Source organism: Pseudomonas sp. Irchel s3b2, from assembly GCF_900187445.1.
Lineage (GTDB): Bacteria > Pseudomonadota > Gammaproteobacteria > Pseudomonadales > Pseudomonadaceae > Aquipseudomonas.
Genome location: NZ_FYEB01000006.1, coordinates 226478 through 252484 on the forward strand (window position 1 = coordinate 226478; position 26007 = coordinate 252484).

The window sequence follows — 26007 nt, forward strand, 5'->3', positions numbered from 1 at the left end:
GAACCGAGATGACAAAGTTCGTCGAGCTGACCCAGGTCAGCAAACACTTCGACACCAAGAAAGGCCGCTTCCAGGCCCTCAGCAACGTCAACCTGAGTATTGCCCGCGGCGAGTTCGTCTCATTGATCGGCCATTCCGGCTGTGGCAAATCCACAGTGCTGAACCTGATCGCCGGTCTGCTCGAAGCCAATGGCGGCGGCTTGATATGCAACGGTCGCGAGATCGACGGTCCCGGCCCTGAACGCGCAGTGGTATTTCAAAACCACAGCCTCTTACCCTGGCTGACTTGTTTCGGCAATGTACACCTGGCCGTGGAGAAGGTATTCGGCAAACGCGAAAACAAAGCCGCGCTGAAGGCGCGTACCGAGGCGGCGCTGACAATGGTCGGTCTTGAGCATGCCATGCACAAGCACCCCAACGAGATTTCCGGGGGCATGAAACAGCGTGTCGGTATCGCCCGCGCGCTGGCCATGGAGCCGAAAATACTGCTGATGGACGAACCCTTCGGCGCACTCGACGCCCTCACCCGCGCGCACCTTCAGGACGAGCTGCTACGCATCGTCGCAGCCACTCAAAGCACCGTGGTGATGGTCACCCATGATGTCGACGAGGCCGTGCTGCTCTCCGATCGCATCGTGATGATGACCAATGGGCCGGCGGCCACCGTGGGCGAGATCCTCAGTGTTGACTTGGCAAAACCGCGCAACCGCCTGGAGCTGGCCAACGACCCCGAGTACCACCGCTATCGCACAACGGTCCTCGAGTTTCTCTACCATCGCCAGCAAATGCCGGCGGCTTGAAAACGGAGTCCGAGGAAGCCCCCAGCAGGAGATGCAAGTAGAGCCCGGACAACTCGTCCCTTCACCGTAGATTCGCTACTATGTTCGTCCCGCTCTCCTTATCTGCGGATTTCTTCATTCTGGAGCCCGAATGCCTAGTCAAAAGGACATCGCCGCCGAAAGCGGCGCACCGATGATTCCTGAACAGCGCCGTGAATTGATGCTGCGCCAGTTGCGCAAGCATCAGGTGCTGAGCGTTCATCAATTGATGGAAATGTTCGACTGTTCGCACATGACCATCCGCCGCGACATCGCGCTGCTTGAACAAGAAGGCCGTGCTTATTCGGTCACCGGTGGCGTGCGAATCGCCAGCCAGCTCCACAGCGAGCCCAGCCATCAGATCAAGGCGGTGGTCGAGCTGCCGCAGAAGCAGGCGATGGCCAAGCTGGCCGCACGGCTACTGCATGCCGATATGACGATTTATCTGGACGCGGGAACGAGCACGCTGGAGATCGTGCCGCACATCAAGGCGCTGTCGGGCATGACCGTGGTGACCAACGACTTCGGGATTGTCCAGGCGTTGATCGATGCGCCCCATGTCACGGTGATTCACACTGGCGGGCAGCTGGATCATTCCAATCAATCGTGCGTGGGCGGTCTGGCGGTGGCCACCTTGCGCCAGGTCGTCACCGATATCGCGTTCATCTCCACCAGCTCCTGGGATTTGCGTCGCGGCCTTACCACGCCTTCGGCGCTGAAGGTAGAGGTCAAGCAAGTCGCGATGCAAACGGCCTCGCAAGTGGTGCTGGTGGCCAGCAGTTCGAAGTACGGCACGTTCAGCATGTACCGGATCGCCGGGCTCGAGCAGTTCGACATCATCCTCAGCGACGACGCGCTGACCCCTGCCGCGGCCGATAGCATCCGCAAGCAGGGTGTCGAACTGTTGTTGCCTTCCGATAGCAACGCGTAGGGCGTTAGCGCGCCTTCCAGTCCCGCAGCCATTGCAAGCCGGCCGAGGTGTTACCACGCGGCCGGTATTCGCACCCTACCCAACCGTCATAACCCAACTGATCGATCAACTCGAACAGATACGGGTAATTGACCTCTCCCAGGTCCGGCTCATGTCGATCCGGCACACCGGCAATCTGGATGTGGCCGATGCCATCGAAGTCCCGACGCAGTTTAGTGGCCAGGTCGCCTTCGACGATCTGGCAGTGGTAGCAGTCGAACTGAACCTTCAGATTAGTGGCGCCCACTTCCTTGCAGATGGCTTGGGCCTGATCCTGGCGGTTGAGGAAAAAGCCCGGCATGTCCCGCGTATTGATCGGCTCCAGCAGCACCGTGATCCCGGCCTTGGCCGCCTGCGCGGTGGCGTAAGCCAGGTTTTCCAGGTACACGCCGTGATGCCGTGGGCGATCGCTTTCCGACGGCAGCAGGCCGGCCATCACATGGATGCGCGTGTTGCCCAGCACCGCGGCGTATTCCAGCGCGCGATCGAAACCGCTACGAAATTCACTCTCCCGACCCGGCAACGACACTGTGCCGCGCTCGCCCGCCGCCCAATCGCCGGGCGGTGCGTTGAACAGTGCCTGCACCAGGCCGTTGTCGCTCAAGCGCTGTTTGAGTTCCTGAGCGCTGTAGTCGTAGGGAAACAGGTATTCCACGGCGTCGAAGCCATCGGCGGCAGCGGCGGCGAAGCGGTCCAGAAACTCATGTTCCGGATAGAGCATGCTGAGGTTTGCAGCAAAACGAGGCATGGTAGCTCCTTGGATAGAAGGTTAGACAAACGGCCAGATCAACAAGGTAATACCGAAACCCAACGTACCGAGCAAGGTGGTCAACACCGTCCAGGTGCGCAAGCCGTCGGCCACGTTCAACCCGGACAATTTGGTGAAGATCCAGTAACCGGCATCATTGATGTGGGACATGGCCAACCCGCCACCGCCCATGGCCAGACACAACAGTGCCATGTGGTTTGCCGTGAGATCGAGGGTAGCGATCAGCGGGCTGATAATGCCGGCGGTGGTCACCAGTGCCACCGTGGTCGACCCCTGAACCGCACGCAACAGCATGGTCAGCAGAAAGCCCAGGGCGAGTACCGGCAGACCGGTGGTACGCAGCATATCGGAGACCACAGCGCCGATTCCGGTATCCACCAACACCTTGCCGAACACACCGCCGGCACCGGCAATCAGAATCACCATGGCCACGCCGGGCAAGGCCGAGCCGATCACGTCAGACACCTGAGTACGACTCCAGCCCCGACGCGAACCCAGTAACCAGGCGCACAGCAAGGTATCGATCAGCAACGCCACCAGGGGCGCACCGAGCACAGTCATGATGCCGCGCAGGGTCGAATCGGCAGGCAGCAACGAGGTGGACAGCGTTCCCAGCAGAATCAGAATGATCGGCAACACAATAAGGCCGACGATCAGACCAAAACCCGGTGGTGGCGCCGGCGGCAACTTCGAGACGATGCTGCTGGTGGCTTCCTCCAGGCCCATGTGAGACGCAGCCACAGCCGCTCGCTCAGGGCTTTTATCGTTGCCATTGGACCAGGCGGCCAGGTCCTCGTTGGTGACATGCGGGCCATAGACTTCGGCACGAATATCGTCGGTCATCGGGTACACCCGACGGGTCATGCGCCCGGCCACGCGGTAGCCGACATAGCAAAGGAACGCCGTCAGCGGCAGGCCGAACATCAGCACGCGACCGAGGTCGGCACCCAACTGGCTGGCAGCAGCCACCGCACCCGGGTGTGGCGGCAGGAAGGCGTGTACGGTCAGCAACGCAGCGCACATCGGCAGCGCGAATACCAACAGCGGCTTACGCGCACTGCGAGCAACACCATAGGCCAGCGGCATCAGGATGATCACGCCGACCTCGAAGAACACCGGCACCCCGACCATGAACCCGGCAATCGTCAGCGCCAGTGGCGTGCGGCGGTTGCCGAACCGGGTAATCAGCGTCTTGGCGAGCGCCTCGGCACCGCCGGAGAGTTCGATGATCCGCCCGATCATCGCGCCCAGGGCAATGATGATCGCGATATGGCCCAGCGTTTTGCCCATGCCGCCTTCGATGGTGGCAACCAGATCGGCCGGTTTCACCCCGGCCACCAGCGCCACCAGAATGCTCACCAGCATCAAGGCCACGAAGGGCTGGAACTTGTACTTGAGCACCAGAAACAACAACAGAGCGATCCCTAGCCCCGCGGTAACCATCAGGATTAACGGGCTCATTTCAGAAGCCCTCCACGCTGGGTGAACGAAAGGGCTCTTCTAAAAATGCTGCGGTGAAGATGTGTCATGCCTGGATGTCCTCTTGTTATTGTATTTTTCAGGCAAGCCGGGGTCGTTGGGAGTCGCTGTGCGTCTCCCTGACAAGGCCTGCGTTGTCGATCTGTCGTGTTAAAAAATCAGAGCACTACCAGTGCGCGCCGAAGGTCTCTCGCAGCTCGTCCAGCGCTGCCTGATCGAGCGGTTCAGGCTTGGGATGGCTCATCAGCCACAGCCGCGCAGTTTCCTCGAGTTCTTCCAGGGCGTAGCTGGCCTTGGAGACGGAACTCTCCCAGACCACCGGGCCCAGCCGTTCGAGCATCACGCCGCGAACGCTGTTGGCCAGTTGCGCGACCTGTTCGGCCACCTTCGGTGAGCCGGGACGCTGGTAGCCAATCAACGGGATATGCCCGACTTTCATCACCTGATACGGCGTCAGTGGCGGCAGAATGTCGTCCGGTTGCCAGACACCCGCCAGCGTCAACGCCACCAGATGGGTGGAATGGGTATGCACCACGCCACCGACGCTCGGGTTGCGGTCATAGACTTGGCGATGCAAGGCCAGGGTCTTCGAAGGCTTGTCACCGGAGACCCATTCGCCGGCCAGATTGACCTTGGCGATGGTCGCCGGATCGAGGCGGCCGAGGCAGACGTCAGTCGGCGTGATCAGCCAACCGTCATCCAGACGCGCGCTGATATTGCCGGCGCTGCCAACGGTGTAACCGCGCTCATAAAGGCTGCGACCGACCTGGCAGATTTCTTCGCGCAAGGCGTTTTCGTCACTCATTGAGCACCCCCGGCCAGTTGCTTCAAGGCTTTGCTGAAGAAATCCCGAGCACCGAAGTTGCCCGATTTGAGCGCCAGGGCCAGAGGCTCATCCGTGCCGCTAACCGTCGCCGGCACGCCCGGATCGATCTGCGCGCCAATCTGCAACAGTTGCACACCCAGCGCCTGAACCACGGCGCCCGAGGTTTCACCGCCGGCAATCACGAAGCGTCGTACACCGCTCTGACGCAAACCTTGGGCAATTTCGCCAAAAGCGTTTTCCACCAGACTGCCAGCCTGCTCGACGCCCAGTTGCTGTTGCACAGCCTTGACCTCATCCGGTGAGCTGGTGGCGTAGATCAATACGGTTTGTTCATTGTTCTTGGCGAAGGCCAGGGCCTGGGCAACCACCGGCTCTCCGGCCGCCAGGGCCAACGGATCAATCCGCAGCGCCGGCCGACCGGCTTCGAGCCAGGCCGCGACTTGGCCATTGGTGGCGATCGAAGCGCTGCCGGCCAACACCACTTCACCGCCTGATACTGCCGGGAGTTTCGAGGCGTCGAGGTCACGCAATCTGCCGGCGCGACGGAAGTTTTCCGGCAAGCCCAGGGCCAGCCCCGAACCGCCGGTCAGCAATGGCAAATCGGCGCAGGCGGTGCCGAGGGTGTACAGATCCCGGTCCGACAAGGCATCGGCAATCGCCATACCGACACCTTGAGCCCGTAGTTCTGCGATGCGCTCACGCACCTGTTCGGCCCCTTGGGCAATGGTGTCATAGCGCAACAGACCGACGTTCAGGCCCGTCTGCGATTGCAGCACCCGAACCAGGTTGGCGTCGGTCATCGGCGTCAGCGGATGATGCTGCATGCCCGACTCGCTTAGCAGTTGATCCTGCACAAACAAGTGGCCGCGAAAAATCGTCCGGCCATTCTCCGGAAACGCCGGGCACGCCAGGGTGAAGTCGCTGTCCAGCGCCGCCAGCAGCGCTTCGCTGACCTGGCCGATATTGCCGGCCGCAGTGGAATCGAACGTCGAGCAATACTTGAAGAAAATCTGCTCGCAGCCTTGCTCACGTAACCAGGCCAGCGCGGCGAGGGACTGTTCGACCGCTTCGGCGACCGGAATGGTGCGCGACTTCAGGGCGATGACGATCGCATCGGCATCGAGCCCGGCCGCCACTTCGCTGCTGGGAATGCCGACGCTCTGCACGGTGCGCATTCCGCCGCGCACCAGCATGTTGGCAAGGTCCGTGGCACCGGTGAAATCGTCGGCGATGCAACCCAGCAATGGGCGTGCAGTGGTTGTGTTCATTGGGCGTTCCTCAAACCGGCTCAGTCTTGGCAGTCGGCAACTCGATGCCGGGGAAAATCTTGATCACCGCCGAGTCGTCCTCACGACCGAAACCGGCACTGGAAGCCTGCATGAACATCTGGTGAGCGGTGGCCGACAGCGGCAGCGGGAATTTGCTGGCCCGTGCGGTATCCAGCACCAGGCCCAGGTCCTTGACGAAAATATCCACAGCGGACAATGGCGTGTAATCGGCCTTGAGAATGTGCGGCACGCGGTTTTCGAACATCCAGGAATTGCCGGCGCTGTGGGTGATCACTTCGTAAAGTGCATCGGCATCGACCCCTTCACGCAGGCCCAGCGCCATGGCTTCGGCAGACGCAGCGATGTGTACCCCGGCGAGCAACTGGTTGATGATCTTGACCTTGGAGCCCAGGCCATGGCTGTCACCCAGGCGATAGACCTTGCCAGCCATGCCCGCCAGGACGGCTTCGGCCTTGGCATAAGCATCGGCCGGGCCAGATGTCATCATGGTCATTTCACCGGCAGCCGCCTTGGCCGCGCCACCGGAAATCGGAGCATCCAGATACAGCAAACCTTGCGCAGTCAGGCGCTGGCCCAAATCAACGGCGTAAGTCGGGGCCACGGTGGCGCAGCCGATCACCAGGCTGCCAGGGCGCAACGCAGCCACGGCACCGCCCTCGCCAAACAATACGGTTTCGGTCTGCTCGGCATTCACCACCACGGTAATGATCACGTCGCACTCGGCGGCCATATGGGCTGGCGAAGAGCACGCCACGCCACCCTCTGCGGCAAACTGTTCAGTCACCGCCGCACGCACATCGCAGGCATGCACATTGAAACCGCTGCGCAACAGTGAGCGGGCAATGCCCAGGCCCATCGCGCCCAGACCGACAACACCGACATTCTTGTTATTCATGGGGTACTCCTGAGATGGCTGTTTATTAGAAAAGCGGCGGCCTATTCCACGCCGGCAAGGCGCAGGCGGCGGGCCGCGTTGTAGATATGGGCACGGGCGGCATGCCCGGCGGCGAGCGGATCGCGCAGCCGAATGGCCGCCACAATCACTTGGTGTTCTTCATGCACCTGGCGGGAGAAATCCGCCCTGCCCGCTTCATTGGTACGGGTGATGCGGGTGGCGGCCTCCAGGTACTGACTGACGAATTCCAGGGTCTTGAGAAAGTAGGGATTGCCCGTGGCTTGAGCGATGGCGCGGTGAAAAGCCACATCGGCGCGAACACCGTCCTGCCCTTCATCAACCTCTTCATCGATGCGTGCCAGCGCCTCGTCAATCTGCACCAGATCGGCTTCGCTGCGATTGAGCGCCGCCTCGCAGGCGATTTCAGCCTCGATGGCTCGGCGCAGCGCCAACAGGTGAAAGACACTGCCGGGCAGATTGGCTTCGGCGTAATCGATACGCAGCGGGCGGATGTTGGCATTGGGGGTGACGAAGATGCCGCGCCCTTGTTGAGGCTGCAGCACGCCTTCGTTCTTAAGACGGGAAATGGCTTCGCGGACCACGGTGCGACTGACACCGAAGGCTTCCGAGAGCATGGCTTCACTGGGCAGTTTGCTGCCGGTGGCGAACACACCGTTCTCAATCTTGTCCAGCAGCTGCTGAGCGACGCTGTCACTCAGCACGTGAGTCGGGACCTTGTCGAACATCGTAGCCATCCTGTTTTTGTCTTGTTATCAGGTTGTCATACAGGTTGAGCAGATAATCCCCCAATGAACGGATTATGTGAAGTCTTTTTTAAAATAACATTTTTTAACATTGGAGGTGAATGAGGGGTCAACCACCGCTTAGGGGATCCAGTCGACAGGAGCCTTGTCATCACGGAAGGAGTCGATTTGGATTTTTATTTTTGAAGGATGGGAGAATGGGTAGCGGCTTGGCACTACTCATGCGGCTGAATACCAGTGTTTGCGGGGGGGGGGGGGCGCGGGGAAAGGCTGCGACCTTTTGATCTTTAGCGACTCGTCTGACGCCAAAATCAAAAGATCGCAGGCAGCTCTTACGGCACTAACAGCCGATCAGATCCGAGAACTGTTGCCGATGATGCAGATATCAAAACCAGGTTTCCATCTGTATGCCGTACTGCCATACGCCGCCGGCGTTGAAGTCCGACTTGCCGAAGTTGTCTGTGGAACTGTATCCGTCCAGGTCCGAAGACCAGTCCATGAGGCTTGCGAACACTCGCAATTCGGGGCGTGTGAGCAGATCTCCTACATCGGGTTTGAATGTTGGGGCAATCGTGAACTTCCAGAAATTACCGTCGACCGCATTGCGTTGCAGGTAGCCCTTGGGGTCGAGGTCCATGGTTTGCCAGCTCATTTCGTAGGCCATCTCGAAATTGCTGTTGATTTCATTGGCCAACCGCACGTTCAGCGTCATCCAGCGGTAATCGTCACCCTTGACGTATCTGTCCTTGCTTTGTTCGGCCAACAAGCTGGGGCCGATGCGCCAGCCCGGTGCAATGGGTGTCTCGCCGTAAAGCGCCAGACGCAGCGCGCGGGCATCGTCGATCAGTTCGCCATCCGAACCGATGTTCTTGACCTCTGCCCCCAGACCTTGCCCGTAGAGCAATGCCGTTTTGAAGAAGCCTTCCCTGCCGAAAAAGTCTTTCTGGTGATTGGCCAGCATGCTGTGCAAGCCGGAATCCGCCGGCGTCAGGCCCGCCTCATTGCTGCGAGTGCCAAAGTCGTTTTTCTTCGAGCCAATGCCATTGAACATCCACTGCCATTGACCATTATCGAAGAACTGGTTGGAGGTCAGGATGTAGCTTTCCACATCGGCATTGACGCCGCCCTCACTGAAATCCCCGTAGTTACGCCCGATCAAGGAGTAATTCGAGCGCCAGTTTTTGTTCATCTGTATATCGTAGATACCTCCCCCGGTGCCGGCCAGAAAGATGACGTCCGAGTCCAGCCAGTGGATATCGAAATTGTCCCTGTCGAATCGCTTGCCTGCCCACAGGGTGGAATTTTCGAACACTGAATTGCCCTTGAAGGCGGCGAGATGATCGAGCTCGGTAAATACCTGGCGTACGTTCAGGTTGCTCTCGTCGGCCGTCCAGTCATTGGAGCTTTCCACGCCATCGGCGATGGACACCGTGAATTTGGAACGGGTACCGTTCTGCGCCAGGATTTCTTTCGACAGGTCTATGCGCATGTAGGTGTCGTCTTCGTTACCCAGTCGCCCGACTGCCCCGCCGACTGAACCGGCAGGGGTTGTGTAAGGGCCGCCACGGCCACCACCCAGCCCATCGTTGATCAGCAATCCGGAGCGGGCGTAGCCCTTGAAGCTGAAGCCGTCAGTCAAGTGTGCGCTACTGTCCTGCTTTTCCATGCTTTGCTGACGGGCTTCGAGTTTTGCCAGTCGGGTGTCCAAAGCAGGTGCCGACATGGCTGCTGCAGTAGACGCAGCGGGCTGCAAGGCGGGAGTGGAAAGTTTGATTTGCTGCAATTCCCTGGCGAGGGCCTGGGTTTGCTGTTCAGCTGCCGCTGCGCGTTTTTCCGCTGCGCTGGCACGGGCTTCAAACGCAGCCATGCGCTCTTCCAGAGTCGCGGCCTGAGAGGTGGCCGCCGAGGTGCTGAGCACGCCTGCGATTAGCCATCTTGATGCTTTCTGCATGTGAATCCCCTGTTTTGTTTTTATTTTTCTGCTTCCGCAACCGGACTTTCTTCGTGAATTGTGAATTGTCAAAATTGACGAAAAAAAGGATGCCTCATCGCAAATACGCTGCTACATTTGGCGATGTTAACGTTAACTTTTCTAAAAACAAAAATAAAGAGGGCTTTATGAAACAGCTAAAATCTCTTCTTCCAGCAGCACTGCTCACCCTTTGTGCCGGGCTTCCATCCCTCTCGAACGCAGCCGATTTGACGATCTCCTGCGGCGCGGTGGGTGCGGAGTTACAACTCTGTAAAGAGGCTGTCGAGGCGTGGTCGAAACAGACCGGCAACCACGTCGAGGTGGTCTCAACACCTAACTCGGCAACCGAGAGGTTGTCGTTCTACCAACAGATCCTCAGTGCGCAGTCCAGCGACATCGACATCATTCAAATCGACATGGTGTGGCCGGGGATGCTGGCCAAACACCTGCTGGATCTGCGCGAGGTGCTTCCTGCCAACCCGACCCAAGGCTATTTCCAGGCACAGGTGGATAACGCCACGGTGAACGGACGGCTGGTGACGATGCCGTGGTTCACCGACTCGGGCCTGCTGTATTACCGCAAGGACTTGCTCGAGAAGTACAACCAGCAGGTTCCCCAGACGTGGGAGGAAATGACCGCTACCGCCAGGAATATTCAACAGGCCGAGCGCGCTGCCGGGAATCCCAATGCATGGGGTTACATCTTTCAAGGGCGCGCCTACGAGGGCCTGACGTGTAATGCGCTGGAGTGGATCAGCAGCCAACCGCAAGGCGGGCTGGTCAATCCACAAGGCGACATCGTGGTCAATAGTCAGGCCTCAAGAACGGCGTTGACCCTGGCGAAAAGCTGGGTAGGAGACATCTCCCCGCGTGGCGTACTCAATTACACCGAGGAAGAAGGCCGGGGCGTCTTCCAGTCGGGAAATGCGCTGTTCATGCGTAACTGGCCGTATGTCTGGGCCTTGGTGCAAAGCCAGGACAGCGCGGTAAAAGACAAGGTCGGGGTCGCTCCCCTGCCCCGCGGCGGCGAGACCGGCAGCCATGCCTCCACCCTCGGTGGCTGGGGCCTGGCGGTATCGCGTTACAGCGCCCATCCAAAACTTGCCGCAGAGCTGGTGAGCTACCTGACCAGTGCCCAAGAGCAAAAACGCCGTGCCCTGATAGGCGCCTATAACCCGGTGATCGAGTCACTGTATCAAGACCCCGAATTGCTCGCGGCCATGCCTTATTACGCTCAGCTGCACAGCATTCTCAACGATGGGGTCATGCGCCCCGCCTCAATAACCGCCGATCGCTATCCACGGGTCTCCAATGCGTTCTTCGATCGAGTGCATGGCGTGCTGGCGGGCGAGTTGCCTGTCGATCAGGCGCTGGCCGAACTGGAAAGCGAACTCACGCGCATCAAACGCCGGAACTGGTAAGCCACAAGGAAGGAAATCACCATGTCTGTCTCTACTACTGCCCCCTATGATGAGCCCCTGCTCATCAGGGAAACGCCCGTACAACGACGCCGGGTACGCGCCGCCTGGCTGTTTCTGACACCGATGCTGTTGTGTCTGGCCCTGGTGGCAGCCTGGCCGCTACTGCGCACATTCTGGTTCAGCCTGACCGACGCCAGTCTGTCGGACACCGGTGGCGGAACCTTCATAGGTTTGAGCAATTATCTGTTCCACAACGGCTCCAGCTGGTCGGGAATCCTGGTCGATCCGCAATGGTGGAACGCGGTGCGCAACACCTTGCATTTCACCGTGGTGTCGGTGGGACTGGAAGTCGTACTGGGACTGTTGGTGGCGTTGCTGCTCAACATCAAGTTCACCGGCCGTTCTCTGGTGCGGGCGATGATTCTGATTCCCTGGGCGATTCCGACCATTGTCTCGGCAAAGATCTGGTCATGGATGCTTAACGACCAGTTCGGCATCATCAATCACATGATGCTGAGCCTCGGCCTGATTGACGCGCCCCTGGCCTGGACGGCCGATGCGGACCTGTCGATGTGGGCGGTGATCCTCGTCGATGTCTGGAAGACCGTCCCGTTTGTCACGCTGCTGATGCTGGCGGCCTTGCAGATGTTGCCGAGCGATTGCTACGAAGCCGCGAGGGTCGATGGCATTCATCCGCTGAAAGTGTTCTGGCGTGTCACCCTTCCCCTATTGATGCCTGCATTGTTGGTGGCGGCGATCTTCCGCATCCTCGACTCGCTGCGGGTATTCGACGTGATCTATGTGCTGACTTCGAACTCGTCGAGCACCATGAGCATGTCGGTCTATGCCCGCCAGCACCTGGTGGAGTTCCAGGACGTCGGTTACGGCAGCGCGGCCTCGACGCTGTTGTTTCTGGTGGTTGCGGTCATCGCCATGCTTTATCTCTACCTCGGACGCCGTCAACTGGAGGTCCGGTCATGAGCCCGCGCCTATTGAAAAAAACGCTGTTGCGCCTCGGGTTCTGGTGCCTGATCGGGATATTGCTGCTGTATGCGGTCTTCCCTTTCTACTACGCCATCGTGACTTCGCTGAAACCGTCCAGCGCCTTGTTCGAGGTGAGCTACTGGATCGAAAACCCCGACTTCTCCAATTACGCGGCGGTACTCAACCAATCCTCATTCCTGCTAGCTATCGGCAACTCGCTGGTGGTTGCGCTTAGCGTGGTGACGCTGGCGTTGTTCCTCAGCGTGACCGCCGCCTATGCCTTGGGCCGGGTGAAGTTCCGTGGGCGTGGCACGGTGTTGATGATGGTCCTTGGCGTGTCGATGTTTCCCCAGGTCGCGGTGCTGTCGGGGTTGTTCGAAGTGATCCGCGCGCTGGGCCTGTACAACACGTCCTGGGCGTTGATCCTGAGCTACACGATTTTCACCCTGCCCTTCACCGTCTGGGTGCTGACCACGTTCATGGGACAACTGCCCCATGAACTGGAAGAAGCGGCAATCATGGATGGCGCTTCACCCTGGGTCACGCTGACCCGGGTGCTGTTGCCGCTGCTCTGGCCCGCGCTGGTTACCACCGGTTTGTTGGCTTTCATCGCCGCGTGGAACGAGTTCCTGTTTGCCCTGACCTTCACCCTCACCGACACGCAACGCACGGTGCCGGTCGCCATCGCCTTGATTTCCGGCGGCAGCCCCCATGAGCTGCCTTGGGGATTGTTGATGGCTGCATCGGTGCTGGTCACCGTCCCATTGGTGATTCTGGTGCTGATCTTCCAGCGCCGAATCGTTTCCGGTCTCACTGCCGGCGCGTTAAAGGGTTGATGCCCAACAAAGACAAGGAACAGCATCGTGATCAAATTGAAACTGGACAACGTGAACAAACAATTGGGCGGCGCACGGATTCTTCGCGACGTCAGCCTGGAAATCGCGGCGGGTGAATTCGTCGTGTTCGTCGGCCCTTCGGGCTGCGGCAAGTCGACCCTGCTGCGACTGATCGCCGGACTGGATTCGATCTGCGGCGGAGACCTGCTGATCGACGGGCGTCGCGTCAACGACCTGGAGCCGCGCGAGCGTGGCGTCGGCATGGTGTTTCAGTCTTATGCGCTGTACCCGCACATGAGCGTCTACGACAACATCAGCTTTGGTCTCAAACTGGCCAAGACTGAAAAGACCAGCCTGCGCGAGCGCGTGCTGAAAACGGCGCAAATCCTGCAATTGGACAAACTGCTGCAACGCAAGCCAAAGGAACTGTCCGGCGGACAGCGTCAGCGTGTGGCCATGGGCAGAGCCATGGCGCGGGAACCGGACATTTTGTTGTTCGATGAACCGCTTTCCAACCTCGATGCATCCTTGCGGGTGCAGATGCGCAACGAAATCGCCCGGCTGCATGATCGACTCGGCTCGACCATGATTTATGTCACCCACGATCAGGTTGAAGCGATGACCCTGGCCGACAAAATTGTCGTGCTCAATGGCGGTCGCGTCGAACAGGTCGGCTCACCGCGCGAACTCTATGAGCGCCCGGCCAGCAGTTTTGTCGCCGGTTTTCTCGGTTCGCCGAGAATGAATTTTCTGCCAGTGCGCCTGCAGACGCCCGGCGAAACCAGCCTGGTCAATACCCTCGTATGGGGTATCACGTCCCTGCCCTTCGACAGCTCGAACCTGGCGGCAGGCACGCAGTTGAGCCTGGGGATTCGCCCGGAGCACGTGTCGCTCAAGGCGGCGGAAGGAACCGCCGGCGTCGTTGTGACCGCGGTCGAATACCTGGGCAGCGAAACCTACGTGCACCTCGATACACGTCTGGACGAGCCACTGATCTGTCGTTGCGAAGTCAGCGCCGGTTGGCAGGCGGGCGATCGGGTTGAGCTGCTGCTGGACGTCGACAACCTGCACCTGTTCGACGCCGACGGCGCGGCCTTGAGGCGCCACCCACACGCCATTGAAACCCTGGCGGATGGCGTCCCTCTGCGCTCGGCACGAGCAGGCGCCCTATGACTGTGTCTTTAAATTCCATGAGTGTTCCAATGTCCGCTACCCTTGAGATTGCGCAGCATGCGCTGAGTGATGGCCTGTCTCGCGTCATCCACGATTATCGACCCGATTATCATCTTGCCCCTCCGGTGGGCTGGATGAACGACCCCAACGGGGTGGTGTACTTTCGTGGCGAATACCATGTGTTCTATCAGTACCATCCCTTCGACGCGAAGTGGGGGCCGATGTATTGGGGACATGCCAAGAGTGCCGATCTGGTCCATTGGCAGCATCTGCCCATCGCCCTGGCGCCTGGCGATGACTTCGACCGTGACGGTTGTTTTTCCGGTAGCGCGGTGGTGTGTGGCGATACCCTGGCACTGATCTACACCGGGCACACCTGGCTGGGGGAAGTGGGTGACGAACGCTCGATCCGCCAAGTCCAGTGCCTGGCCACCAGCACCGACGGCATCCGGTTCGTCAAGCATGGCGCCGTCATCGAGAACGCACCGCAAGACACGATCATGCACTTTCGTGACCCCAAGGTATGGCAGGAGGATGACTATTGGTACCTGATTGCCGGCGCACGTCTGGGTGATAAACCGCTACTGCCGCTATACCGTTCCATGGATCTGCACGCCTGGGAGTTCCTGGATTATGTGTCCAGCGGCAGCGAGGGCGATGGCTATATGTGGGAGTGCCCGGATCTGTTCCGACTGAACGGGCGCGATGTGCTGCTGTACTCCCCCCAGGGCATGCAACCCGAGGGTTACGAACGGCTCAACAAGTACCAGACCGGTTATCGAGTGGGCCGACTCGACAGCGAATGGCACTTCACCGGCGGGCCTTTTATCGAGCTGGATAACGGCCACGATTTCTATGCCGCGCAAACGCTACTGGCCGCCGATGGTCGGCGCCTTGTGTGGGCGTGGCTCGACATGTGGGAAAGCCCGATGCCGAGCCAGGCCCATCACTGGTGCGGCATGCTCGGGTTGCCGCGCGAACTTGAACTGTGCGCCGATCGCCTTTGCGTGTATCCGGCACGGGAGCTCACCGCACTGCGCAAGGCGCCATTGCCGGGCACGTCCTGGTGGGATGGGTCGGGAGCCCGATGGGTGCGGGAAGTGAATGGCGACAGGCTCGAAATCCATGTGCATCTGGATTTGCTCGGCTGCACCGACGGCCATCTCGGAATCGCCTTGCGTTGCAGCGATGATGGTCAAGAAGAAACTCTGCTCTACTACGATGCATCGCTGCAGCGTCTGGTGCTTGACCGCAACCGCTCGGGTGCACAAGTCACCGGTCAGCGCAGCGTGGCGATAGACCCGACACAAGAGCGACTGGAATTGCGCGTGTTTCTCGATCGCTCGTCCATCGAGGTGTTCGACGAGAACGGGCGCTTCAGCTTCAGCAGCCGCCTCTATCCGCAACCCGACAGTCTGGGGGTGAAGCTGCTGGCAAGCGGAAGTGGCGGGCGTGTGTCGATTCCCAAGGCATGGCCTCTCGGCTCTGGATGGCTATGAGCAGCGTCATTCGAGTCGCGAGAAACCCGGGCCCTGTGTCATGATCCTGCGTCAACCTGACCGGCCTCGCCTCGCATGACTTCAGTGAAAGACGTTGCACAGCTGGCCGGCGTGTCCCTGATGACGGTTTCTCGAGCGCTCAATAACCCGGAAAAACTGAGCCCCGAAACCCTTCAGCGGGTGCGTCGCGCCATTGATGAACTGCAATTCGTACCGAGCCTGTCGGCGCGCAAGATGCGCGGCGACAACCTCCAGTCGCGAACCATCGGAGTGTTCGCGCTGGACACCGCGACCACACCGTTCGCGGTCGAACTGTTGCTGTCCATCGAACAGACCGCACAGCAAGCCGGCTGGAATGTCTTTATCCTCAACCTGTTAAGCAACCCGCCCACCGACCAGAACATCGACCTGATGTTGTCGCACCGTCCCGATGGGTTGATCTTCAGCGCCATGGGGTTTCGCCAGGTGAGCATTCCCGAGCGCTTGAAGAGCAAACCTTTGGTACTCGCCAATTGCCTGGCCGATGACAGTCACCTGGTCAGTTATGTGCCGGACGACGAATCGGGGCAGTATCGCGCCGTACATCACGCGTTGAGCCAAGGCTATCGACGCCCTCTGTGCATCAATCTGCCCAAACAGAGTCTGGCCTGGGGCCTGCGACAAAAAGGCCTGCAGCGTGCCTGTCAGGCATTCGGCCTGGCGCCTGACGCACTCCTGCAATACGATCTTTCCGATCATGATGCCTATGGTGAAACCGCAGCCATCCTCGACCGGCACATCATTGCGGGTCGTCCCCAGTTCGATGTTCTGATCTGTGGCAACGACCGCATTGCCTTTTGTGCCTATCAGTTATTGTTGGGCCGTGGCCTGAAAATTCCCGACGATGTCGCCGTGCTCGGCTATGACAACATGATCGGCATCGCCGAACTGTTCATCCCGCCGCTGACCACTGTGCAACTGCCGTACTACGAGATCGGTCGCAATGCGGCCCTGCACCTGATCGAGGCCCTCGAGGTATCGGGCGCCCAGCCCGTTGATTGTCCATTGGTGGTCAGGGCGTCGTTATGAGGGATCGATGACAATGTGCGCCCTTCTCTCAGATCCAGCGCGGATCGATCTCCCCGGTCCAGGCCAGCAGCGCCGCCAACAGAAAGAAACTGCCGCAGGCCGACTCGACCTTCTGCTCCATCGTCGCCGAAGTGCGATAGCAATGGCCGATAAAGCGCCCATCCTCGAAGTCGGCACTACGCACGATCGCCGCCAGTAGCTGGCCCGCCTGTTGTCGCAACAGCTCAGCCTCGACGGCATCCATCGCCAGCCCTTGCAGGGCCAATGCGGCCATCGCCGCGGCACACGGGTCGCTCAGTCCCATGGGCTGATCCAGGCGATTGACCGGGACGGACACGCCTCGACTGCGCAGCCAGTACTGGATTGCCCTTTCGGCGTCGCTGCTGAACGGCGCACCGTATAAGCGAGCGCCCGTCCCCAGGCCGAGCATGGCCCAGGCCTGACCCCGTGACCAATTACCCGGGACATCGCCGGCCTGCCATTGCCCTTGGTCAAAACGTGCGTGGCTGCTCCAGGTACCGTCCGCGCCAGCGCAGGCACGGAAGGAGGTTTGCAACTGTTGGCGGCCCAGTCCCAGCAGTCGTGGTTCGGCATTCAGGGCAAACAGTTGCAGGGTCGCGGCCAGCGGATCGATGCTCAAACAGCTGTCACCCTGTTCACCGCCGCCCATTTCGCGACCGAGGGGGATGCAGCCCAGCACCGGATCGAACGCCCGGACCAGGCGTTGCATCGCCTGCTCCGTCAGTTCCTCGGCCTGGGGATCGGCCAGCAGGCGTGCGCCCAACCCGGCGCCGTACCAGAAAATCAGGCTGCGATGATGGGTATCGCTGTCGAGCTTGTCCCGCAGCCGCTCGGCTATGCGCAACGCCTGTTGCAGATCCGCCCGGCGCCCGCTGCAATGGGCTTTCAACCACCACAGGCCGGCCCAGAATCCGCCCAGCCAGGAGCCGCCCGCAGATACTTTCCACAGCGTATTGTTTCCCGTGCAATACAGGGGAAAGCCCTGGCCACACGCGGCGTCGATCTGCTCCAGTCGCGTGAAGATGGCGTTGATGGCGCGCCGAACTTCAGCGGTCTCAAGGGGCCGATGCGGGATCTCGAAGACGCTCATTTGACCACCCTCAAGGACGACTCGACCGCCACGCCGGCAGTGCTTTTGTGGCGTAGCCTGACCCGCGACAACAACAGGCTCAGCAGGCAGCCCACCAGCAACACCCCGATCAGCGCCAGCCAGGCATGGGCAAACCCCCGAGGCCCGTTCTGCACCAGCCCGAACAACGGCGGGCCCAGAGCAAAACCACCAAAGAACCCCACCGACAGCAAACCCGCAGCCGGCGCCGGGCTGCCGAAGCCGGAGTCGCGCAGCACCATGCTCATGGCAATGGCATTGGTAGCGACCGCGGTCAGCCCCATGCCCAGAGCGCCGGCCCACAACGGCCAATGACTACCCGGCGTGGCCAGGGAGGTCAGCCACAAAGCCAGGCTCGACAGCAGCAATAACACCAGCAGCAGCCAGGACTCATCGGCCATGCGCGCGCCCAAAGGCGTAAGAAAAATCCGCGCAAAAATGCCCATCACGCCGAAGCCGGCGATCAGACCGCCGATCAACGTCGCAGGCATCCCCTGTCCCGCGGCGAACACCCCGAGAAACGTCACGAACGACGAGAGCACGATGCCGACGCACAGCTGCACGCTCATCAGCAGCGCCAGTCGCCCGTTGGGCCGGGCAACGGCAAGGCTCAGTGGTTTACTCTTGTGCTCCCGAGGGGCCACTCGCGGCCCCAGAAACGCCAGCACCAAGGCCGGTAGCAGCAAACTTGCCAAGGCCATGCGCCAGCCGAAAGTCACTGCCAGGGTCGGCAGCAACAAGCCTGCAAACAACGCCGAGACCTGTACGCCGGATTGTTTCAAGCCGACCACCGCTGCCTTGTGCCGGGGCTCGACGCGCTCGGCGATCAGCAAATTGGTCACCGGATTGGCAAGTGCCTGGGCAATCCCGCACGCTGCCAGGGCCAACACCACGCCAACGAATCCCGGCAGACTGGCCAGCAATCCATAGGCGCCCACCGTGCTCCAGAACAACATCGCCATGGCCCGCCGGGTGCCCAACCAGTTGACCAGTGGCCCGGCCCACAACGACAACAGCGCGGCAAAACCGAAGGCGCTGGTGATCAGCCAGCCCAGCCAATGGGTCGGCACGCCAAGGTCGGCGACAATTAATGGGCCGAGGGTGCCGACGGCGTAAAAGATCAGCATCGGCAAGGCCATGGCTGCGGTCAGCACCACCCGCAACCACCAGCCCTGCGGAGCGTTGTGTTCAATCATTGACCTGTTCCCTGTACCTGCGATGGCCAGTCGAAATCCAGTCCGTCGTCGCCGCAACTGTCCAGCAGTTGTCGCCCCACCGAGCTGATCAGAGCATCGTCGGTACCATCGAGAATGTGTGTGGTCCGTGCGGTGCGGTAAATCCCCGACAGGGGTGACAGTTCGCTCAAGCCCTCGGCGCCCATGATCTGGATCGCCGAATCCACTGCCTCGCTCAATGCCTGGGACGCGGCGACCTTGGCGATGTTGACCTCGATGCTGTTGGCCACCCCGGCATCGTGTTTACCGGCGGCGTCCTGCAGCAGCGCGCGGGCGCTGGCGATGGCCTGATAGACCTGGAATACCCGTTGGCGCACCAGCTGTTTATCCGCCAGCCGCGCCTGTTGGCCACGGGCCGAATGGATACGCGCGCACATCAGATCGAAACAGCGCTGGGCCAGGCCCAGCCAGTGCACCGAGCGCAATATCCGCCCCAGCCCCAGGCGCTCCTGCATCAGCGCCAACCCTTGCCCCGGTTGTCCCAACACATGGCTGGGCGGAACCCGCACCTGATCGAAAGACAGCTCGCCCTGACCGGAAAATCGTCCGAGGATCGACAACGGCCGCTCGACCCGAAAGCCCGGGGCATCACAGGGCACCAGCAACATGGACAGGGCGTTTTCCAGCCGACCGGAGCTGGTGCGGGCAATCACTGTGACCAGGGCCGCGCGCTCGGCGCGGCAGATGAACCACTTGCGCCCGTTCAACAACCACTGGCCGTCGACAAGCTCGGCGTGGCTGCTCAAGGTCGCCGGGATCGAGCCGATGCTGTCGGGCTCGGACATACCGTAACTGGAGACCAGCGTCCCCGCCGCCAAAGGTTCGAGAAAGCGCTGGCGAATGTCCTCGCTGGCATGCCGGGTGAGCATGTGCAGATCCAGGGTGGCATCGTCACCGAAAATGGCCGGGGCGTACTCGGAACGCCCCTCCTGCTCAGCCACCGCCAGGTAATCGCGCAGGCTGGCGATCCGCCCGCCGAGGGCCTGCGGGTAAAAGCTGCCCCAGAGCCCGGCGGCCCGCGCCTTGGCGCTGAGTTCAGCAATGCGCCGGGCGGCCCGCCGGGGCTCCCCCGCCAGCTCACTTTCCAGTGGAATGATGCGTTCATCGACAAAACGCCGCACCGCTCGGGCCAGTTCCGCGCTGTCCCGGGTGTCGGTCAATGGGTGTGCACTCAACATGCGATGCCCGCCCCGCACTCGAGAAACGCCACTTCGGCGGCCAGTGATTTCTTGTCGATCTTGCCTGCCGGGGTCAGCGGCAGCTGGCGGTAGAAACGCAGGTACTCCGGCAGTTTGTTGACCTCCAGGCCCTGCTCGCGCAGGTAGTCGGTCAGCTCGCTGAGGGAGAAGCGCGGCGCGCCGTCGCGCAGCGTCACGCAGATGCACACCCGCTGGCCGAGGTCCGGATCCGGCACCGCCACGCACGCGACGCTGACCACATCCGGGTGCCCAGTGGCCAGGGTTTCGATCTGCACCGGGCTGATATTGGCGCCGCCACGGATGATGATGTCCTTCTTGCGCCCGGCCAGAATCAGGTAGCCATCGGCGTCGATATAGCCCAGGTCGCCAGTGTTGACCCAGCCTTCGGCATCGCGATATTGCGCGTCCAGTTCCGGGGCGTTGACATATTGCATCGGGCTCAGCGGGCCGCGAGCCTTGATTTCGCCGACGCTGCCCTGGGGCAATTCAATGCCTTGCTCGTCGGCAATCTTGATCGCGCACACCGCCGGGTTCGGCCGGCCGACGCTGTAAAACACGACGTCCTGGGCATCGTCCAGCGTGTTGTGACAGTTCACCCCGTCCGCCGAACCATAGAGGCTGATAAAACCGCAACCGAACGCCTCGACACAGCGGCGCACGGTCACTTCATCGATCAGCGAACCACCGCAGATCAGCCCCAGCAGGCTGGATTTGTCGACCTGTTCCAGACGGGAGTCGGCGGCGATGCGCTGGAGCATCGTCGGCACCCCGAGAATGTGGGTCGGACGCAGCTGCTCGATGGCCTCGATCGCCGCCCCGACGTCGAACTGCGGCAGCACGGCAATCGAACCGCCGAGCCAGGACAGGCTGCCAAAGGTCGCGGTGGAACCGAAGGACGAGCCCAGCGGTACCAGATACAGCCCGCGGAAGGTCTCGCCTTCGGGGTGGACGCGCTGCAGGAAACGCCCGCGCCCGCCCACCAGGGCGTTGTGGGAATAGGCCACCAGCTTGGGTTCGGATTCGGTGCCGGAAGACACCAGCAAGCGCACCGGCGAGTTGGGGCAAACCTTGGGCAATTGCGCTTGGGTCAACGGCTCGGCCTGGAGCATGTCCTGCAGTCTCAGCCAGCCGTTCCGGACCTCACCTTCAACGATCAGCACCCGCAACGACAACAGACTCGGTCGAAGGGACTCGATGACCTGGCACAGATCGATGCCGGCGTACTCCGCTGGAACGATCACCGCCCGCGCATCGCAACGGCGCACCAGGGCCTGGATATCCAGGCTGCCGCGTCCCGGTGGAAACGGCGCGACCACCGCCCCCAGGGCCGCGGCGGCGAGGTCGATGGCGCAACTGCGCCAACTGTTGGTCAGTTGATACGCGACCACATCGCCGGCGACGATGCCAGCGGCGCGCAGGCTCGCAGCCATGCGCAGCGCGGCATCATGCAACTCGCCATAGCTGAGTGTACCTTCGGGTGAGAGCACCGCCGGTTTCTGCGGAGCACGTTGCGCGTGTTCGCGAAACAGTTGGTAGACCGATCGGTTGGGGTAAGTGCCGTCGCGTTCCCAGACACTGCGAACGTCAGCGGGGACCAGATCAATAATGCCTGCGTTATTCATCGAAAACTCCAGTGAGCGTTGACCGAGGTATAGGTATTCACGCTTAAACACGTCTTCAATCGCCTGTCTTGAGCCAGCTGTGACAGGTCTTCTACGGCCACGACGGCCGGAATAGCGGCGTCGCACAGCACCTGTTGCCAGGTAGCGGCGGACTGCGACGCCAAGGCCCCGCGAATCAGCCCATCACGCCCCTCGAGGTCGCTGTGCAGATCGCAGGCGAGGATATTTTCCAGTTGCTGAAACTGGACCGGGGTCTGGCAGTCGATGGCCAACAGACCGGCGAGCGTTGGGTACACGCCCTTGAGCACACTGCTGTCGGCGGTATCCGCCCCTTGCAGTGACTGCACGCACAACAGGTTGGCGGCGCCGAGCAGCGAACTGTCGACGCGTACGCCCTGCCCGCTGAGGGCACGATGCAGCAAGGCGGCGCTGACCCCTTGAGCCGCGACCACACCGCCCAGCACATCCAACACGGTGAACAGCGAACCGCCCGGCGTCGCCGAGGCCAGGCCAATCTGTTCCCCAACACCGGACCAGGCCTGGACCACGAAGTCGGTGCCCGGCAAGGATTCGCCCGGACGGTCATGGCCCCAGCCACCGGCGTAGGCGTACACCAGCGCCGGATTGACCCGCATCAGGTCGGCGCGGTCCAGCGCCAGTTCGGCGGCCTTGCCCGGCGCCCAGTTGTGCAGGAACACGTCAGCGTCCCTGACTCGCTCGTACAGCTCTTCGCGGCCGGCGGCGGATTTGATGTCCAGCTCACGGACCTGTTTGTGTCGATTGAGGGCGTCAAAGCGCACCGACACCCCATCGACGCAAGGCGGCATGCCGCGCAACGGATCGCCACCGGGCAGTTCGATGCGAATCACCTCGGCCCCCAGCAGCGCCAACAAATGTCCGGCCAGCGGACCCTGGATTCGTCGGCACGACTCGATCACCGTCAGGCCGCTCAAGGGCAGTGCTTGCCCATTCAAGTCAGGCAACGCTTTGCCGCCCGCGCTGACAGCGTCGAAGGCCCACGGCCCCTGCTCCAATTGAGCGGGCAGATTGCTGTCGGCACAGCGCTCGGCGAGGCTGCGCACCGGGCACAGCGCAACGCCGCTCAACTCGCACAGGGCGCTGATCCGGGCGATGGACAAGCGCGCCAGGGTTTGACGGAACACCGCCGGCATCGGCGCAACAGCTTTTGCATAGCGCAGCAGGAAGGCCTTCCATCCCTGACCGGCCTGTTCGCCGTCGATGCCCACCGCCGCCCAAAAGCGCCGCCAGGGTTCGGCATCCAGGGTTTCCAGTTCGAAATGCACGCCATCGGCCGACACAAAGGGCGGACGATTCTTCGCGCAAGTCGCCCCCGGCAACAGCCGCTCGGCCTCGGCACCTGCGGTCGCTCCCGCCAGATACTGAGCAATGCCCAACACCCCGGCGGCGCCCATGGAGGTGGTCACTGCGCTGAAATCGCCACCGCGCAACTGCCCCAGCGCTGCGGCAAACACACCTTGCAGGGCCAGGCTCGCGCTGAGGGTCGAGACATAATCCACGCCAAGGCCTTGGGCCTTGCCGCTGGCCCGACCATGCACCGACATCAGCCCGCAGGCCGCCTGTACGGTGTGCTCGGTGACACCGGCGCAGCTGCCGTCGGGCCAACCTTGAATCAGCCCGTTGAGCGGTTTCAGATCGGGATGGTGCAGGGTAAAGCTCAACCCCCGCTGTACCGGATCGTCGGTAGTGGTCTGCGGGTTCAGGCCCAGCGTCGTCGCCTGGTAGCGCAGTGACGCTGCCAGCGGCGCGAACCCGGCAGGTGAAGAGGCAAAGGAGCCGCTGAGACTACATCCATGTAAAAGACGAGACATAAAACCTACGCCAGAGTGGTTGCATAACGCTGCGCGGACGGCCTCGGGTGAGGTACGCCGCGCAGGCCCGGAGTCAATGGGTCGGCAGTCAGTCGGCCATCAACCACCAGCAACCGCCGGCAGGATGGTGATGGCATCGCCCGCTTTGACGGGAGTGGCCAGATTGTCGGCAAAACGGATGTCGTCATCGTTGACGTAGATATTCACGAAACGATGCACCTGGTCACCGCCAATCAGCCGTTCTTTAACGCCCGGGTACGCCCGTTCCATCTGCTCGATCACTTCAAGAACCGTACTTCCCTGAACTTCGACGCGCTTCTGATCTTGAGTAAAAGAGCGCAACAAAGTTGGCACCATGACGGAAATCGACATGCAGAACTCCCTGAGCCTTAATAAGGCTTTTGTATTTAATTAATTGATGAATGTTTAATGTCGCGCCGGCATCAAGTTTCAACGAACGACATGAATACTTTCTTCGGTAACTTTGCGATTGACGATTCGAAAACTGCGCACCGCCACATCAATATCCGGCAAGGTTGAAACAATCACGTAGTGCACCGACGCATCACCGGCGTATTGCACATCTTCAGCACTGGGGTAGGCCGCGCTGGCGGTATGGGAGTGATAGATCACCCGACATTCCTCGTCCTGCTCATCCAGTTCACGCCAGACCGCCAGTTGCTGTTTCGGCGCAAAGCTGAAAAAGGTCGGCGAGCGCGCCGCATTGTCCATGGCGATCAGCCGTTCGGCGGTCCTGGCGCCAGCGGGTGCGGCGATGATGCCGCAGGTTTCCAGCGGATGGTCCCGCCGTGCCTGCTCCAGCATCGCCTCCAGCAGGCCGGCACGAATTCTCAACATGCTCGCCCCTCGCTTGCGCTCAATAACTCGGCAACGTCGGCTCAACGTCCCGCACCCAGGCGAGTACGCCGCCGTCGAGGTTACGCACATTGCTGAAGCCCAATTGCTGCAATTCGAGCAACACCGCTTTGGAGCGCAACCCGGATTTGCAATGCAGAACCAGGTTGGCGTGCTTGCCGAATCGGGTCTCGATCAGCGCGGCGGTGTTTGGCCCCTTGGGTATGTGCTGAGCACCCTGAATGCGCACGATGTCCCACTCGGTGCGCTCGCGCACATCGATCAGCAGCACATCTTGATGTCCTTCGCGCAGGGCTTGCAGCTCCCGGGCACTGATGGACGGAATGTCCGAAGGCTGCACGCCGTGGGGCGCGGTCAGACCGCAGAACACTTGATAATCGCTCAGGGCGGTGATCGGCTGGCGGCCGGGAGCGCGGCGCAGCGGCATTTGTCGGTAGGACATTTCCAGAGCGTCGTAGACCATCAGGCGCCCCAGCAGGCTTTCGCCGATGCCGGTGATGAGTTTGACCGCCTCGGTGGCCATGATCGCTCCGATGGAGGCGCAGAGAATGCCCAATACCCCGCCCTCGGAGCAGGAGGGTGCCAGCTCCGGGGGTGGCGGCTCCGGGTACAGGTCGCGGTAATTGAGGCCGACGCCGCCGGGGGCGTTTTCCCAGAACACCGAGGCCTGTCCCTCGAAGCGGAAGATCGAACCCCAGACGTAGGGCTTGTTGGCCAGCACGCAGGCGTCGTTGACCAGATAGCGAGTAGCGAAGTTGTCGGTGCCATCGAGAATCAGGTCGTACTGGCTGAACAACTGCACCGCGGTTTCCGGTTCCAGACGCTGGTCATAGAGGTTGACCTGCACATGGGGGTTCAGATCCTTAATCGCCGCGGCGGCGCTTTCAACTTTCAATTGACCGACGGTGGCCACCCGATGAATGACCTGGCGTTGCAGATTGGACTCGTCCACCCGGTCGAAATCGATGATACCCAGCGTGCCGATGCCAGCTGCCGCCAGATACAACAAGGCCGGTGAACCCAGACCGCCCGCACCGATAACCAGCACTTTACTGCTCTTCAAGCGACGCTGGCCTTCAAGGCCGACATCGGGAATTAACAAGTGTCGGCTGTAACGGGTTATTTCTTCATTACTTAGGATTGCAACGGGTTCTACAAGAGCAGGAAGTTTCATGGCGTATACCTGTTACTGAATGCAACCGATTCTCAGGCAGCCACTTCAATTAATCAATTCGACGGGTCTGGATTTTCATATTCAGAACACACGTTTTTGTATGAATTTAAACAATCGTCGATGACGTGTGACAAATAGATGAAAGCCCTCTTTCGAGGG

At 61.0% G+C, this 26007-nt stretch carries 23 protein-coding genes; 8 read left to right on the top strand and 15 right to left on the bottom strand.

Annotated features, from left to right (window positions below; genetic code table 11):
* The first annotated feature begins 8 nt into the window (after positions 1-8).
* Entirely contained in the window at positions 9-800 is a 792-nt protein-coding gene (locus CKW20_RS16215) for an ABC transporter ATP-binding protein (protein WP_095053829.1), read from the top strand.
* A 130-nt stretch (positions 801-930) separates the two neighbouring features.
* Positions 931-1749, top strand: a complete 819-nt coding sequence (locus tag CKW20_RS16220) for a DeoR/GlpR family DNA-binding transcription regulator (RefSeq protein WP_095053830.1) — start codon at positions 931-933, stop codon at positions 1747-1749.
* Between the two features lie 4 nt (positions 1750-1753).
* On the opposite strand, the gene otnI is transcribed toward CKW20_RS16220, so the two are convergent.
* From otnI to CKW20_RS16255, 7 genes are all read right to left on the bottom strand, one after another.
* Positions 1754-2536, bottom strand: coding sequence for a 2-oxo-tetronate isomerase (otnI, locus tag CKW20_RS16225; protein ID WP_095053831.1), 783 nt, complete (start codon positions 2534-2536; stop codon positions 1754-1756).
* Between the two features lie 21 nt (positions 2537-2557).
* On the bottom strand, positions 2558-4018 hold the full coding sequence (locus CKW20_RS16230) for an SLC13 family permease (RefSeq protein ID WP_095053832.1): 1461 nt from the start codon (positions 4016-4018) through the stop codon (positions 2558-2560).
* A 184-nt stretch (positions 4019-4202) separates the two neighbouring features.
* A complete protein-coding gene (locus tag CKW20_RS16235) occupies positions 4203-4841 on the bottom strand; it encodes an aldolase (RefSeq protein WP_095053833.1) in 639 nt (212 codons plus the stop codon).
* Positions 4838-6130 carry a 3-oxo-tetronate kinase gene (gene otnK / locus CKW20_RS16240; protein WP_095053834.1) on the bottom strand — a complete coding sequence of 431 codons (1293 nt, stop codon included), beginning with the start codon at positions 6128-6130 and terminating at the stop codon, positions 4838-4840. The genes CKW20_RS16235 and otnK overlap by 4 nt, the downstream gene beginning before the upstream one ends.
* Before the next feature lie 10 nt (positions 6131-6140).
* Complete coding sequence (gene ltnD / locus CKW20_RS16245; RefSeq protein WP_256585061.1) at positions 6141-7091, bottom strand: L-threonate dehydrogenase; 951 nt, start codon at positions 7089-7091, stop codon at positions 6141-6143.
* Positions 7088-7792: a FadR/GntR family transcriptional regulator gene (locus tag CKW20_RS16250; protein ID WP_095053836.1), complete on the bottom strand. Its 705-nt coding sequence runs from the start codon at positions 7790-7792 to the stop codon at positions 7088-7090. Before CKW20_RS16250 ends, ltnD begins: the two co-directional genes overlap by 4 nt.
* Before the next feature lie 403 nt (positions 7793-8195).
* Complete coding sequence (locus CKW20_RS16255) at positions 8196-9761, bottom strand: carbohydrate porin (protein ID WP_095053837.1); 1566 nt, start codon at positions 9759-9761, stop codon at positions 8196-8198.
* A gap of 167 nt (positions 9762-9928) precedes the next feature.
* On the opposite strand from CKW20_RS16255, the gene CKW20_RS16260 reads away from it, so the two are divergent.
* From CKW20_RS16260 to CKW20_RS16285, 6 genes are all read left to right on the top strand, one after another.
* Positions 9929-11203 carry an ABC transporter substrate-binding protein gene (locus CKW20_RS16260; protein WP_095053838.1) on the top strand — a complete coding sequence of 425 codons (1275 nt, stop codon included), beginning with the start codon at positions 9929-9931 and terminating at the stop codon, positions 11201-11203.
* Between the two features lie 21 nt (positions 11204-11224).
* Positions 11225-12184, top strand: coding sequence for a carbohydrate ABC transporter permease (locus CKW20_RS16265; RefSeq protein WP_095053839.1), 960 nt, complete (start codon positions 11225-11227; stop codon positions 12182-12184).
* Positions 12181-13023, top strand: a complete 843-nt coding sequence (locus tag CKW20_RS16270) for a carbohydrate ABC transporter permease (protein WP_095053840.1) — start codon at positions 12181-12183, stop codon at positions 13021-13023. The genes CKW20_RS16265 and CKW20_RS16270 overlap by 4 nt, the downstream gene beginning before the upstream one ends.
* 27 nt (positions 13024-13050) lie before the next feature.
* Complete coding sequence (locus CKW20_RS16275; protein ID WP_095053841.1) at positions 13051-14196, top strand: ABC transporter ATP-binding protein; 1146 nt, start codon at positions 13051-13053, stop codon at positions 14194-14196.
* A complete protein-coding gene (locus CKW20_RS16280; protein WP_095053842.1) occupies positions 14193-15695 on the top strand; it encodes a sucrose-6-phosphate hydrolase in 1503 nt (500 codons plus the stop codon). The genes CKW20_RS16275 and CKW20_RS16280 overlap by 4 nt, the downstream gene beginning before the upstream one ends.
* Positions 15696-15770: 75 nt before the next feature.
* Complete coding sequence (locus CKW20_RS16285; protein WP_095053843.1) at positions 15771-16763, top strand: LacI family DNA-binding transcriptional regulator; 993 nt, start codon at positions 15771-15773, stop codon at positions 16761-16763.
* Between the two features lie 28 nt (positions 16764-16791).
* Here the strand turns inward: CKW20_RS16285 and CKW20_RS16290 are convergent, their stop codons facing one another.
* From CKW20_RS16290 to moeB, 8 genes are all read right to left on the bottom strand, one after another.
* The gene (locus CKW20_RS16290; protein ID WP_095053844.1) at positions 16792-17874 is read right to left on the bottom strand and encodes a glucuronyl hydrolase; all 1083 of its coding nucleotides are present in this window, start codon (positions 17872-17874) and stop codon (positions 16792-16794) included.
* Complete coding sequence (locus CKW20_RS16295) at positions 17871-19088, bottom strand: MFS transporter (protein WP_095053845.1); 1218 nt, start codon at positions 19086-19088, stop codon at positions 17871-17873. Before CKW20_RS16295 ends, CKW20_RS16290 begins: the two co-directional genes overlap by 4 nt.
* Complete coding sequence (locus tag CKW20_RS16300; protein ID WP_095053846.1) at positions 19085-20305, bottom strand: acyl-CoA dehydrogenase family protein; 1221 nt, start codon at positions 20303-20305, stop codon at positions 19085-19087. The genes CKW20_RS16295 and CKW20_RS16300 overlap by 4 nt, the downstream gene beginning before the upstream one ends.
* Positions 20299-21948: a class I adenylate-forming enzyme family protein gene (locus tag CKW20_RS16305; protein WP_095053847.1), complete on the bottom strand. Its 1650-nt coding sequence runs from the start codon at positions 21946-21948 to the stop codon at positions 20299-20301. Before CKW20_RS16305 ends, CKW20_RS16300 begins: the two co-directional genes overlap by 7 nt.
* Positions 21945-23798, bottom strand: coding sequence for a CoA transferase (locus tag CKW20_RS16310; protein ID WP_095053848.1), 1854 nt, complete (start codon positions 23796-23798; stop codon positions 21945-21947). Before CKW20_RS16310 ends, CKW20_RS16305 begins: the two co-directional genes overlap by 4 nt.
* 99 nt (positions 23799-23897) lie before the next feature.
* Entirely contained in the window at positions 23898-24170 is a 273-nt protein-coding gene (locus tag CKW20_RS16315; RefSeq protein ID WP_095053849.1) for a MoaD family protein, read from the bottom strand.
* A 78-nt stretch (positions 24171-24248) separates the two neighbouring features.
* On the bottom strand, positions 24249-24656 hold the full coding sequence (locus tag CKW20_RS16320) for a Mov34/MPN/PAD-1 family protein (RefSeq protein WP_095053850.1): 408 nt from the start codon (positions 24654-24656) through the stop codon (positions 24249-24251).
* A 19-nt stretch (positions 24657-24675) separates the two neighbouring features.
* The gene (gene moeB / locus CKW20_RS16325) at positions 24676-25848 is read right to left on the bottom strand and encodes a molybdopterin-synthase adenylyltransferase MoeB (protein ID WP_095053851.1); all 1173 of its coding nucleotides are present in this window, start codon (positions 25846-25848) and stop codon (positions 24676-24678) included.
* Between the last annotated feature and the right edge of the window lie 159 nt (positions 25849-26007).